Raw genomic sequence first — 13,354 nt, forward strand, 5'->3', positions numbered from 1 at the left:
AGGGGGCCAGAGAATGAGAAAATTAATATCACTTATAATAATTACTCTTTTTGTTTTTTCTTCAGCAGGAAACAGTTTCGCTAAATCAGAAGTAGAATCACTAAAAATCGGGATTCTTAGTGATGAAAGCACGTTAAACCCCTATACTTACCAAACCGGTTATCCAGGTCTTGACTTGGTAAGTCTGCTGTATGACACTCTCTTACAATTAGATAAAGATAATAAACCAGTCCCTTGGCTTGTTAAAGAATATAAAGTCAGTGATAACGGATTAGAGTATAGCTTTAAGCTGAACGATAATATAAAATGGCATGATGGTGAAATGCTTACATCTGATGATGTTAAGTTTACTGTAGATTATTTCATTAAATATCCTAAATCCAGATTTACCAACCCTCTTAAAAACGTTGCCTCATTAACTGTTGAAAACGAAACAGACTTTACTATGATTCTTTCGAAACCTGATCCAAACTTTTTGATTCAACCCCTTGCAGATGTACCAATATTACCTGAGCATATTTGGTCAAAAATATCCACGCCTGACAGTGAAACCAATGCAATAGGCAGCGGCCCATACATTTTAAGTGAACATAAGGCTGACCAATATTATAAAATGACTGCCAACAAGGAATATTTTAAAGAAGCTCCGCCTATTCAAGAAATCATATTTCCAATCATCAAAGATACTACAGCACTCTACAATGCATTGAAATCAGGGGAAATTGATGCGATCTCATCAAATATATCTCCGGAGCTTGTTAGCCAATTTGAGTCTAACCCCTCATTAAAGATTTCACGTGGAGCAGGATTCAGTACCACATTATTCCAGCTAAATTCTGAAAAATATCCTATGACAGAAAAGCCTTTCAGACAGGCAATTGATCTTGCAATAGATAAAAAAAGTCTAGTTGATATCGTGCTTTTAGGATTTGCAGAAGTCGGCAGCCCAGGTTTTATTCACCCATCATCACCTTCTTACAACAGTGAAGTGAAAACTTCTTTCGATCCCGAAAAAGCAAAGCAAATCCTTGATGAAGCAGGTTTCAAGGATAACAATGGAGACGGTTTCAGGGAAGACCAAAAAGGTAATGAAATAAATTTCACCACACTAGTCCACTCAAACAATCCAATAAGAATCCGTGTAGCAGAACTCATTTCTGAAGCTATAAATGAGATAGGCATTAAAAATTCTGTAAAAGCTATGGAAGACACAACCATAATTAGTTTAATGTGGCCTGACTACGATGTTAGCAAGGGAAGAAACTTTGATATGGGAGTATTCGGCTGGTCAAACACGATGCAGCTTTTCCCTGATCGGATAGTCGAGTTGTTTTATTCAGATCCTGCAATTGGTGCTGTAAATATCGGTGGTTATAAAAACAAAGAATTTGATGCTCTGTCGGACCAACTAAGAGCGACATTTGATGAGACGGAACGACAAGAGCTTATTAATGATCTGCAATTAATGGTAGCAGATGAAGCACCAATTATTACTCTCTATTATCAGGAAATCGTCAATGCTTATAACCCTGGAAAATATGATGGTTTTGTTTTCCAAACAGGAAAAGGGATAATCAATAAGTTGTCATTTGTCTCTGGGGAAAGAAGTGAAGATGCTGCTGGGAATAACAGTAATTCCGGTGGGGAAAGTAAATCTTCTGATGAAAAAACGTCTAATGACAGCAATTCAGTAAAAGAAAATAATAACGGGATTTTAATTTTTGGCGTACTTATCGTAATAGCAGCTATAGTTTTCTTCTTATTAAAAAGGAAAAAGAAGTCGAACGATAAGGATGATTTTGATTTTTAAGGAATAAAGGATCTATCCCGTAAAATTTTTTACGGGATTTTTTCCTAAACTAGCAGGAGGTGCAGAATAATGGGGAAATTTATGGCAGGCAAGCTTTTGCAATACACAATTGTTATCTTCTTAATGCTGACATTGAACTTTCTTCTGCCTAGGCTAATGCCAGGCAATCCCCTCGTATTTTTGGCAGGTGAAGATGTTGGATTAATGTCCAGCGCTGAGAAAGAAGCAATCTTGGAAAAGCATGGACTTAATGATTCCATATTTGAACAATACGTTACTTATATAAAAAATATTCTGACAGGAGAATTCGGTTTCTCCTATCAGCAAAAAAGACCGATTTCGGAGATTATTATGGAGCGCTTACCTTGGACAATGCTTCTAACAGGGCTCGGTCTTGTCCTCTCAACCATTCTAGGAGTAATGTTTGGAGCCATTTCAGCCTGGCGCAGAGGGACTAAAACTGATGCGAATTTATTGACAGTTTTTATGTTTCTAAGTGCAATGCCTTCCTTCTGGGTCGGTATGATTTTAGTTTCTATTTTTTCAGCTCAATTAGGATGGCTCCCCGTTTTCGGAGCTGAAAGTGCCTGGTCGAACTATTCGGGTATGGATAGATTCATTGATATTAGTAGACACCTTATATTACCATTAACAACTCTTATATTAATCTCAGTAACAAGCACCTTCATGATTATGAGATATTCGATGCTAAATGTTCTTGGGGAAGACTATATTATGATGGCCAAAGCAAAGGGCGTAAAAGAAAAAGTTATTAAGTATAAGCATGCCATGAGAAACGCTTTGCTTCCGGTGGCTACTGTATTTATGCTTAGTTTAGGGTTTACCTTGGGCGGGGCAACTGTAATAGAAACGGTCTTTGCATACCCGGGTGTAGGACGATTAATGTTTGAATCAGTCCTAAGCAGAGATTACCCACTGATTCAGGCGACTTTCCTGATTATTACCTTCAGTGTTGTCATTGCCAATTTCTTGGCGGATTTACTATATCCTTTACTTGATCCGAAGGTGGGAAGCCGAAATGGGTAATAAAAAATGGAGAAAGTATTGGCATGTACTTACATCTAATAATATCGGTATAGTCGGATTAGGACTTTTGATTATATTTTTGGCGATAGCTGTTTTCGCTCCTTTACTTGCACCATTTGATCCGACTGAACGTGTGGGAACACCATTTACGAAACCTAACAGCCAATTTCTCCTGGGTACCAATGACGTAGGACAGGATATTTTAAGTGAATTGCTGTATGGTACTAGAATTTCATTATTAATTGGTGTCCTTGCTGCCTTTATTTCGATTCTTCTTGGATGCCTTATCGGTGTAATATCAGGGTATTACGGCGGAAAAGTAGATGCTCTTTTAATGAGATTAGTAGACCTTGTTCTTGTTATCCCATTTTTGCCTCTTATGATCTTATTGGCAGCCTTTATTGGTCCAAGTTTTTGGAATATCATTTTGGTTATAAGCTTAATTTCTTGGGCGAGTCCAGCAAGGGTTATAAGATCACAGGTATTAACGCTAAAAACAAAAGGGTATGTCGAAGCCGCCAAATCAATCGGCACAAATATTAAGGTCATATTAGGCCGGCATATTTTGCCTGGTGTTATCCCAATTGCACTTTCCCAATTTGTATTAGCAGCAAGTCATTCTATTTTAATTGAAGCCTCTCTAAGCTTTTTGGGTCTAGGAGACCCTTTTACTAAGAGCTGGGGAACGATTTTATATTATGCCCAGGCAAGGGGAGCGTTCTTGACGGATGCATGGATCTGGTGGATACTTCCTCCTGGCTTACTCATCACCACATTGGTAATAGGATTTGCTTTTACTGGCTATTCATTGGAAGAAGTTATGAATCCGCGACTGAGAAGGGGGCGTTAGCATATGACTGCTGTATTAACTGTTGAGAACCTCTCGACTTTCTTTAAAACCGAAAAGGGAATTGCCCGTGCTGTAGAAAACGTTTCATTCTCTGTTGAAGAGGGAGAAATGCTTGGACTGATTGGAGAGTCGGGATGCGGGAAAACGACCGTTGCCCAATCGATTCTAAGATTAATAGAGTTTCCCGGAAAAGTGGTGGCTGGAAGTGTTCATTTAAATGGTAGGGATTTGCTTAAAGCCTCCGATTCTGAACTAGATTCTTTAAGATGGAAGGATCTTTCTGTCATACCACAAAGTGCGATGAATGCACTAAATCCCGTTTATACAATAGGCGATCAAATTATGGAAGCCATTTTGCTCCATGAAAGAGTAAGCAAAAGAGAAGCACTGGCACGGACGAAGACCCTACTTGAGCTTGTCGGTATCGATGGTGACCGATGGAAAAGCTATCCCCACGAATTCAGCGGAGGGATGAAGCAGCGCGTTGCCATTGCCATGTCTCTTGCTTGTTCTCCCAAACTGGTAATTTCCGACGAATCAACGACAGGACTAGATGTATTAACCCAGGCACAGGTGATAGCATTAATTAAAAACCTTCAGAGAAAGATGGATTTATCAGTAATACTAATTTCACATGATTTGCCGATGGTTACTGCTATTTGCGACAAAATTGCAATCATGTATGCAGGGAAAATTGTTGAGCTTGCATCAACAGAGGATATATTGAATGATACAAGACATCCTTATTCAAAGGCTTTATTACAAGCGACTCCTGACCTGTCCGATCCTGATCGGGAAGTGATTTCGATACCAGGCAGTGTCCCTAATCTAGTAAACATCCCACAATGTTGCAGGTTTCATACTCGATGTGCGTTTGCCTTTGACCGCTGCAGAAAAGAAACACCTGAGTTCAGGGAAGTAAAAAATGGTCACTTTTCCGCATGCTTTCTTGAGGAGGAGGAAAATGGATAATTCAATTTTACTGAAAGTAAGAGACTTGAAGAAAACGTTTGTGAAGAAAACTGGATCGATTTTAAACCGGAAATTGCAAAATGTTTACGCCGTCCATAACGTTAGCTTTGAGATTAAAAAAGGGGAAATTCTAGGGATCATCGGGGAAAGCGGCTGTGGAAAAACTACAACAGCGCGAATGGTGATGCGCCTGATGAAGGAAACCAGCGGGGAAATCCTTTTTGAAGGAAGAGATTTATGTAAATTAACTGATTCAGAGACAAACAAGCTGAGAAGCAAAATGCAAATGATTTTTCAGGATCCATATGATACTCTCAATCCTGGTATGACAATAATGGACATTTTAATGGAACCAATCAATGCCCACGAAAAACACCTGCCATATGATGAGAAAGTCCGAAGGGTCAAAGAGGCTATTGAATCAATTGAGCTGAGGCCGGCTGAAGACTATATGGAGAGGTTTCCACATCAGCTTAGTGGCGGGCAGAGGCAAAGGATTGCTATAGCAAGAGCTGTGATTCTGGAACCACTGTTTATTGCAGCTGATGAACCTACTTCTATGCTTGATGTTTCTGTCCGAGCAGGTATTTTAAACCTCCTTCTCGAACTTAAGAAGAAAATGGGCTTGACCATGATGCTGATTACACATGACCTATCGACAGCAAGTTATATGTGTGACCGCATTGCTGTCATGTACCAGGGTAAAATCATCGAGGTCGGGCCCACCAAGAAAATCATTCAATCGCCTTCACATCCTTACACAAAGGCACTAGTTTCGGTAGTGAAAGATCTAAATTACTTTATCCAAAATCGAGAAAAGTTAATTCTAGATGGTGAAGTGGATGCAACCGAAGAGACAGCAGGATGCCCATTTGTAAAAAGATGTCCATACCAGGAGGATATTTGTAACAGTAAAATGCCTAAACAAGAATCTCTAGGCGCAGGCCATGCAGTATCTTGTCACTGCCATAGTAATTTACTTGAAAAAACTTCTTAGGAAAGGGAGTTTTAAATTGAACAACGAAAAGAAAATAAAAGTCGCTGTTAATGGTGGCATTGATTTCGGGTCCAAACTGACTGCTAATCAGCTTCGAATACTTGCAAAATATATGGAGGACAGCCAGGAGCTAGAGCTTACAACCTTCCAGCAGCTTTATATTGATATTCCTGACAGTAAAAAGGATGAAATTATTACGGATTTTGAGTCGGTCGGGTTACAATGCTACCCAGTCGGCAATTTTGTAAAGAGCCTTAGAACCTGCAACTTTTGTAAAGGTGCAGAGGAAGAGGGAATGCCTGTCGCAATCGAACTTAATAAGAGAATTGCCGGAAAACCTGTTCCGTTTACCCTAAAACCAGCATACACCGGCTGTCCTGTTGGCTGTGGAGAGCCTTTGGTTAATGATATTGGAGTTATGAAAATAAATGGGAATCAATATAATCTTTATATTGGCGGGAAAACAAAAGGAGAGGATGCCGAGGCAGGAAGCTTATTTAAGGAAAATCTAAATCCTGAAGAACTTTATACTACAGTCGAAGAAATTATTAGGGTATATGGGGAAAAAGGAAAGAAACGAGAGCCTTTCCATAAATTTTTAAAGAGATTCGGAAAGGAAGAGCTAATTGAAAATATAAGTCAGGTATAAGGGGGAATGGGCATGGGTGTAGAGGCGGCTAATGAACAAGTATTGCCACCCACTGGTTGCTCTACAAATCATAGAAAGAGCCATCATTCAGAAAAAATAAAAAAGAACCTTGATTCAAGGCTAAATCGGATTGAAGGACAAATTCGCGGGGTTAAAAGATTAATTGAAAATGATACCTACTGTGACGATGTGATAACTCAATTATCCGCCATCCAATCTGCTTTAAACAGCGTTGCAAGTCTTCTTCTTGAAGGACATTTAAAAAGCTGCGTCCTAGAAAGGATAAATGAAGGAGATACTGAAGTCATTGATGAGGTCCTAGTTACCTTCCAGAGATTGCTGAAAAAGTAAGAGAGAAAGAAAACCGGGAGGGATTTTCGGTGGCTCAACAAGAGACGGCGGGTATACAAAGTACGAAACAAAAGGTTAGCACCATCTTAGCTTTAGCTATTCCAGCTATGGTTGAGAATACCTTACAAATGGTGGTAGGTTTTGTGGATACCCTGTTTGTTGCCAGACTTGGTTTAAACGAAGTGACAGCTGTTGGGATAGCGAATGCAGTTTTAGCCGTTTATATTGCTATTTTTATGGCAATAGGGGTGGGAACTTCTTCGCTAATTGCCAGGAGCATCGGATCAGGAGACATCGAAAAAGCAAAATCGATTGCCAGGCAATCCACTTTTATTTCTATTTTGGCGGGAATGATCTTCGGTATCATTTCCGTCTTTTTTAGTGAGCCGTTGCTTAAAATGATGGGCGCAGAATCAGATGTTTTAAGAGATGGGTCCATATATTTACAGATTGTTGGAATTCCATCTGTCTTTATTTCATTGATGTTCAATTTTGGTAGCATATTAAGGGCTGCTGGGGATACTAAAACACCTATGAAAGTAAGCTGGTGGATCAACTTAATTCATATTGGTCTAGATTATGTCCTGATTTTTGGCATATTTAAGTTGGATGGATTTGGTCTAGCTGGAGCCGCGTGGGCCACTGTCATTGTAAGGCTTTTGGGGTCAGCTGCGTTGTATCATCATATAAAAAAATCTCCGGTTTCTTTTTCTTTCTTTGGCGAATCTTCCAAAGGAGATTTATTTGCTATCTTAACATTATCTGCACCTGCAGCAATTGAGAGACTAATTATGCGTCTTGGCCAGGTGGTTTATTTTGGCCTGATCGTGAAAATAGGGGCAGAAACGTATGCTGCCCACACAATTGCAGGGAATATTGAAACATTTTCATATATGCCGGGTTACGGTCTTGCAATAGCAGCCACTACCCTTGTTGGCCAAAGGATCGGTGCTAAACAGTATAGGGAGGCATATGAATTTGGTTTTTTAACTACGGGGTTAGCAATTGGATTTATGTCATTAATTGGCTTGGTGTTGTTCTTTTTATCTCCATGGTTTGCTTCCTGGTTTACTACAGACCTACATGCTAGAAGCATGGTTGTAACCGCGCTAAAAATTGATGCTTTTGCACAGCCTGCATTGGCAGTGGGTTTAGTTTTAGCAGGTGCACTTCAGGGGGCCGGCGACACAAAAAGTCCGATGTACAGCACCGCACTTGGCATGTGGGTGATTAGGATAATCGGAGTTTATATTTTTGGAATACATTTCGGCATGGGGATAGCGGGAATATGGATTTCAATCGCGATTGATTTATATACAAGGGGAGCTTTTTTGTTTTATCAATTTAAAAAACACTTTAAAAAAATAGAAGAAAAAAACTTAGGGATTAACTAAATCAATTTTTATAAGCTTATTTATCGCTGTATGTATTAACCTACAATTCTAATTTTAAAAATTCTATTTATATTTTCTTGACCATCCTTTAATGGTTATTAAAAGTTATTTTAATGATGCACCCACATATACTATAGAGGGGTAATGTATATTGAGAACAGTAGGAGGTTTTGCTTATAGATATCAAGAGGTTTACTTGGATTGATGAGGTTTCGGGTCTAGAACATAATAGGGGGAAACACAATGCTTAATTATGGGAAACGCTTATCATTTTTCAGCTTACTTTGTGTACTGATATTAGTATTTAGTGCCTGTAATAATAGTCAAGTTAATACTCCTGCAAATAAAGAAAAGAATGAAGAAAAAACAAGAAGTTCTAATAAAGAGCAAGTTATCACAGTCAATGCGTTAAGTGAACCGCCTAGTCTTGAACCAGCACTGATTGATAACCAGACTGCAGGGGATATTTCAAATCAATTATTCGAGGGTTTGGTCCGATTGGACAAAGAAGGAAACATAGTTCCTGGTGTCGCAGAAAAGTGGGACATTTCTGATGATGGAACTGTTTATACTTTCTATTTTAATAAGAATGCTAAATGGTCAAATGGTGACCCTGTGACTGCTAAGGATTTTGTCTATTCGTGGGAGAAGGTTTTACGTCCAGAAGTAGCTTCACCTCTTGGCAGTAACTTGTTCTTTATTAAAAATGGAGCAGCATACAATGAAGGTTCATTAAAGGATCAGGCACAGCTGGGAGTTAAGGCTATTGATGAGTATACACTGGAGGTTACTTTAGAAAAACCTACTTCCTTTTTCTTAGGTTTAACTGCTTTCTTTACATTATTACCGATCCATGAAAAAACGGATAAGGCAAATCCAGAGTGGGCTTCTGAAGCTGAAACCTTTGTTTCTAACGGACCTTTTAAAATTGAGAGTTGGAAACACGGCCAAGAATTAATTATGGTTCCAAATGAAAATTATTGGGGCAATGATGTAGTTAAGCTTGAAAAGTTAAAGTGGGTAATGGTGAATGAACAAAATACTGAATATGCTATGTACCAATCGAACGAGCTCGATTTTTCTGCCAATATCCCAAATTCAATAAGAAGTAAATTAATCGCTTCAGGTGAAGCAAAAACAGCGCCAAGCGCAAGTTTAGCTTATATAAGATTTAATCATGAGGATCGAATTTTTAAAAATGAAAAAATCCGTAAAGCATTAGGTCTTGCCCTTGATAGAAAACTTTTGGTCGAAAAAGTGACACAGGGAGGAGAAGTTCCCGCTCTTGGTTTAATACCATTAGGATTGAGTAGTGGTGCAGGAGAATTCAGGGAATTAGCTGGAGACTCCTTGTTTAAGGATAATGATTTAGACACAGCAAAACAACTTCTGAAAGAAGGACTCGAAGAACTGGGACTTTCTACATTGCCAAAAATTAATCTGCTTTTTTATACAGACGATACTTACAATAAACTTTCTCAAGCAATGCAGGAAATGTGGAAGAAAAACTTAGGAATTGATACAGAGCTCCAAACGATGGAACGTAAGGTATTTGTTCAAAATGTTCAAGCCGGTGAGTACCAATTAGCTTTGTACAGTACTGGCGCAGACTATGATGATGCAAGCAATTTAATGGGACAATTCATGAGTGGGGATGTCTATAACTATAGCAACATTTCTATTCCTGATTACGATCAATTAATGGAAAAAGCAGAAGCGGAATTGAACCTGGAGAAGCGAGCGGGGTATTTGGTCGAAGCTGAAAAGGTTCTAATAGACCAAATGGCAATTTCCCCACTTTATTACCGTACAAAAGTTTACTTGCAAAAGGACTATATCGAAGGAGTCTATCAGTATACAATTCAGGCAATTGATTTCCGGGAGGCGAGTGTTAAGTAGTAAAAATGGTGGCGCGCTAAGCGGCTAGAATGCTGAAAGAGTGTACAATGAGTACACTTTTTCAGTTGTTTTTGCTTAAAATCATAAAGGAGGGGGAATATGCGGCAATTTATTACCAGGAGAATTATTAGTGTTATCTTAACTTTATTTGTCATTATTTCGCTTACCTTTTTATTGATGTACGCAATACCCGGTGATCCTTTTACAAGTGAAAATCGTATTCCAGAGCAGGTAGTTGAAAACTTAAAAGAGCATTATGGACTTAATGATCCCTTGTTTATACAATATTTTAAATATCTAAAGGGAGCATTATTGATGGACTTTGGTCCTTCAATCAAATGGGATAACCAGACAGTTAACCAATTAATTGCTAACGGATTTCCTGTTTCGGCCAGGATAGGTATTCAAGCCATTCTCATAGCTGCATTCTTTGGAATCGTTTTAGGTATTCTCGCAGCTTTTCGTCACAATAGTGCAATTGACTATTTTTCGATGATTATTGCCATACTTGGCCTTTCCGTCCCCAGCTTCATTTTTGCTACAATATTAATCAATTTTTTTGCTATAAAGCTGCAATGGTTCCCTGTCGCAACATGGGGTACATGGAAACACTCCGTTTTGCCAAGCATTGCTCTTGCGGTGACACCGATGGCCTATATTGCACGACTCACTAGATCAAGTATTTTAGAAGTACTTTCGATGGATTATATTCAAACTGCCATAGCTAAAGGAGTGACTGGTTTCAGATTAATTTTTAGACATGTACTTCGTAATGCAATGATTCCAGTTGTAACAATACTTGGTCCCATTACAGCTACAGTATTGACTGGAAGCTTTGTCATAGAACAAATCTTCGGTATTCCAGGCTTGGGGAAATATTTTGTTGAGGGCATAACTGATAGAGATTATCCATTAATTTTGGGAACGACTGTTTTTTATAGTGCTATATTAATATTCTTTATTATATTAGTCGACCTTGCATACGTCCTGATCGATCCAAGAATAAAACTTATCAAAAGGAGGGGATAGATGATGCAGCAAGTGCCAGACGATCTTTTTGTTCTAAAGAAAAAAAACAAAGAAGAAAAGGCCGATAGTAAACCTAGTGAATCATTTTGGATAGATGCAATAAGCATTCTGAGACAAAACAAGCTTGCTATGACTGGACTTGCCATTAATATTGGTTTGATTGTAATGGCAATTATAGGTCCAATGCTGGTTCCCTATTCGTATTCAGACCAAAATCTGCTAAATTCCAATCTCCCTCCATCATTTGACTATTGGTTTGGAACGGATGATTTAGGTAGAGATTTATTTTCCAGGACCTGGGTAGGAGCAAGGATTTCCCTTTTTATTGGTATAACAGCAGTAGTTTTGGATTTAATAATCGGAATTATATGGGGAGGAATCGCAGCGTATAAAGGCGGAAAAACTGATGAAGTGATGATGAGAATCGTAGATATACTTTATGGACTGCCTCATTTGCTGGTGACAATTTTATTGATGGTCGTATTAAAGCCTGGATTACTCACTATTATAATTGCCATGGCTGCAACGGGATGGATTGGAATGGCGCGTCTAGTTCGCGGTGAAATACTGAGATTGAAGGAATCTGAATTTGTATTGGCATCCCAAGTATTAGGAGGGAGTTTTTTTCGGGTCTTGTTTAAGCACCTTATTCCAAATGCTATGGGCCCTATAATAGTGAGCATGACATTATCTGTTCCTGGTGCAATTTTTGCGGAAGCCACTTTAAGCTTTCTTGGACTAGGTGTTCCTGTACCGCTTGCGAGCTGGGGAACGATGACATCAGAAGGTCTCGTCACTTTATTAACAGGTGAAATATGGAGGTTGTTTTTTCCCGCATTATTTATTTCTTTAACGATGTTTTCATTTAATGTATTGGGTGATGGTCTGAGGGATGCACTGGATCCGAAATTCAGAAAATAACTCTTTTACTCAATGAAAGGGTGATAAATGTGAAAAAATTACTAGAAGTTAATGACCTGCAAGTTCATTTTCATTCAAAAAAACAGAATATCTACGCTGTCCGTGGGGTTTCCTTTCATGTGAACAAGGGGGAAGTCCTCGCAATTGTCGGAGAATCTGGATCGGGTAAATCAGTTACTGCAAAAAGTATTATGAAACTTCTTCCTGAGAAAACATGTTCCATCCCATCAGGGTCCATTTTATTTAATGGGGAAGAAATCACAACAATGAAGAAAAAACAACTTTCCAAAATCCGGGGGGCAAAGATCGGTATGGTATTCCAGGATCCCATGACTTCCTTAAACCCGACAATGAAGGTGGGTGACCAAATTGCTGAGGGGCTAATCGTTCATAAAGGCTATAGTAAAAAGTTAGCTCATGAAAAGGCAATTGAAATCATTAGTCTAGTTGGAATCCCGGATCCTATATATTGTTGTACAACCTATCCTCATCAACTAAGTGGAGGAATGAGGCAGCGAGTTGCCATTGCAATGGCTTTGATTTGCGAACCTGATCTGTTAATTGCTGACGAGCCAACAACAGCTCTTGACGTAACCATCCAAGCACAGATTTTGGATTTATTAAAAGACCTGCAGGAGAAAATGGGTATGGCGATCATTCTTATTACGCATGATTTAGGTGTGGTTGCAAGGTTTTCAGATAGAGTGAATATAATGTATGCCGGTAAAATAGTCGAAAGTGGAACGAAAAACGAAATTTTTTATAATCCAAAACACCCCTATACGATTGGATTGCTAGAATCAGTTCCTCATCTTGATTTAGAAAAAAACCAACAATTAACCGTGATTGAAGGGACTCCCCCAGACTTGCATGATCCTCCAAAAGGTTGCGCTTTTACTTCGCGATGTCAGTTTGCAATGGAGGTATGTGATTTGTATCAACCTAATAAAACCATCCTATCAAGTACACATCATTCTGTTTGTTGGTTGATGGATCAAAGAGCGCCAAAAGTAGATGACATTCAATATAACGATTTTCATCAGTGAGTTTACTTAAAGGGTTTTTTTCTCTGTTTTCTTATCTAAGCAAAGGTGATTGATATCCTTTCTTTTTTAAGCAATGACTCCCCACTCATTTTAAAATATCGTGGTTGATATCTGTCATAGTAGTCGTGCTATTGTATCCCATTCTTGCAGGGGCAGGAAGAGTACTCATTTCATTATCCGTTGTGGGGAATACATTCTTTCTCAGAAGATGGAATCCTACTAGGTAAGATTAGTCTATCTTAAAACACTCAAGTGGCCATTTGCCTTTGTGTAGCACTATTCTCATATTATGAATTTGCAAGTAGGTACGATAAATATAACCAGTATTCTAGGACATTCACGCCTTAGATTCCACAAACAGTCTGGCCTACACTCCACAAGGAGGGTAC

The 13,354-nt window shown here is 38.8% G+C and carries 12 protein-coding genes; all 12 read left to right on the forward strand.

The window, feature by feature from the left end; all coding sequences use genetic code 11:
* Positions 1 to 13 precede the first annotated feature (13 nt).
* The 12 genes from J7E32_RS05060 (at position 14) to J7E32_RS05115 (ending at position 12,965) form a co-directional block, all read left to right on the forward strand.
* A complete protein-coding gene (locus J7E32_RS05060; RefSeq protein ID WP_214904566.1) occupies positions 14 to 1,810 on the forward strand; it encodes an ABC transporter substrate-binding protein in 1,797 nt (598 codons plus the stop codon).
* 69 nt (positions 1,811 to 1,879) lie between these two features.
* Positions 1,880 to 2,857 (forward strand): ABC transporter permease, encoded by a 978-nt coding sequence (locus J7E32_RS05065; RefSeq protein WP_214904568.1) that lies wholly within the window; start codon positions 1,880 to 1,882, stop codon positions 2,855 to 2,857.
* Positions 2,850 to 3,707 carry an ABC transporter permease gene (locus tag J7E32_RS05070; protein WP_214738066.1) on the forward strand — a complete coding sequence of 286 codons (858 nt, stop codon included), beginning with the start codon at positions 2,850 to 2,852 and terminating at the stop codon, positions 3,705 to 3,707. Before J7E32_RS05065 ends, J7E32_RS05070 begins: the two co-directional genes overlap by 8 nt.
* Positions 3,708 to 3,710: 3 nt before the next feature.
* Entirely contained in the window at positions 3,711 to 4,679 is a 969-nt protein-coding gene (locus J7E32_RS05075) for an ABC transporter ATP-binding protein (protein WP_214738068.1), read from the forward strand.
* Positions 4,672 to 5,676, forward strand: coding sequence for an ABC transporter ATP-binding protein (locus J7E32_RS05080; protein ID WP_214738070.1), 1,005 nt, complete (start codon positions 4,672 to 4,674; stop codon positions 5,674 to 5,676). Before J7E32_RS05075 ends, J7E32_RS05080 begins: the two co-directional genes overlap by 8 nt.
* A 16-nt stretch (positions 5,677 to 5,692) precedes the next feature.
* On the forward strand, positions 5,693 to 6,325 hold the full coding sequence (locus tag J7E32_RS05085) for an NAD(P)/FAD-dependent oxidoreductase (RefSeq protein ID WP_286182731.1): 633 nt from the start codon (positions 5,693 to 5,695) through the stop codon (positions 6,323 to 6,325).
* Positions 6,326 to 6,337: 12 nt separating this feature from the next.
* Positions 6,338 to 6,676 carry a metal-sensitive transcriptional regulator gene (locus J7E32_RS05090; RefSeq protein ID WP_192472109.1) on the forward strand — a complete coding sequence of 113 codons (339 nt, stop codon included), beginning with the start codon at positions 6,338 to 6,340 and terminating at the stop codon, positions 6,674 to 6,676.
* Positions 6,677 to 6,705: 29 nt separating this feature from the next.
* Positions 6,706 to 8,070, forward strand: a complete 1,365-nt coding sequence (locus J7E32_RS05095) for an MATE family efflux transporter (RefSeq protein ID WP_413632720.1) — start codon at positions 6,706 to 6,708, stop codon at positions 8,068 to 8,070.
* A gap of 243 nt (positions 8,071 to 8,313) precedes the next feature.
* Positions 8,314 to 9,969 carry a peptide ABC transporter substrate-binding protein gene (locus tag J7E32_RS05100; protein ID WP_214904580.1) on the forward strand — a complete coding sequence of 552 codons (1,656 nt, stop codon included), beginning with the start codon at positions 8,314 to 8,316 and terminating at the stop codon, positions 9,967 to 9,969.
* Positions 9,970 to 10,068: 99 nt separating this feature from the next.
* Complete coding sequence (locus J7E32_RS05105) at positions 10,069 to 10,998, forward strand: ABC transporter permease (protein ID WP_214904583.1); 930 nt, start codon at positions 10,069 to 10,071, stop codon at positions 10,996 to 10,998.
* A gap of 3 nt (positions 10,999 to 11,001) precedes the next feature.
* Positions 11,002 to 11,919: an ABC transporter permease gene (locus tag J7E32_RS05110; protein ID WP_192472140.1), complete on the forward strand. Its 918-nt coding sequence runs from the start codon at positions 11,002 to 11,004 to the stop codon at positions 11,917 to 11,919.
* A gap of 29 nt (positions 11,920 to 11,948) precedes the next feature.
* Positions 11,949 to 12,965 carry an ABC transporter ATP-binding protein gene (locus tag J7E32_RS05115; protein WP_214904586.1) on the forward strand — a complete coding sequence of 339 codons (1,017 nt, stop codon included), beginning with the start codon at positions 11,949 to 11,951 and terminating at the stop codon, positions 12,963 to 12,965.
* Positions 12,966 to 13,354: the final 389 nt, after the last annotated feature.

Origin of the sequence: Bacillus sp. ISL-55 (genome assembly GCF_018613155.1) — a bacterium.
GTDB lineage: Bacteria > Bacillota > Bacilli > Bacillales > Cytobacillaceae > Mesobacillus.

Coding starts and splice junctions, on each gene's coding strand:
- J7E32_RS05060 (WP_214904566.1), top strand. CDS start 14: ATGAGAAAATTAATATCACTTATAATAATTACTCTTTTTGTTTTTTCT.
- J7E32_RS05065 (WP_214904568.1), top strand. CDS start 1,880: ATGGGGAAATTTATGGCAGGCAAGCTTTTGCAATACACAATTGTTATC.
- J7E32_RS05070 (WP_214738066.1), top strand. CDS start 2,850: ATGGGTAATAAAAAATGGAGAAAGTATTGGCATGTACTTACATCTAAT.
- J7E32_RS05075 (WP_214738068.1), top strand. CDS start 3,711: ATGACTGCTGTATTAACTGTTGAGAACCTCTCGACTTTCTTTAAAACC.
- J7E32_RS05080 (WP_214738070.1), top strand. CDS start 4,672: ATGGATAATTCAATTTTACTGAAAGTAAGAGACTTGAAGAAAACGTTT.
- J7E32_RS05090 (WP_192472109.1), top strand. CDS start 6,338: ATGGGTGTAGAGGCGGCTAATGAACAAGTATTGCCACCCACTGGTTGC.
- J7E32_RS05100 (WP_214904580.1), top strand. CDS start 8,314: ATGCTTAATTATGGGAAACGCTTATCATTTTTCAGCTTACTTTGTGTA.
- J7E32_RS05105 (WP_214904583.1), top strand. CDS start 10,069: ATGCGGCAATTTATTACCAGGAGAATTATTAGTGTTATCTTAACTTTA.
- J7E32_RS05110 (WP_192472140.1), top strand. CDS start 11,002: ATGCAGCAAGTGCCAGACGATCTTTTTGTTCTAAAGAAAAAAAACAAA.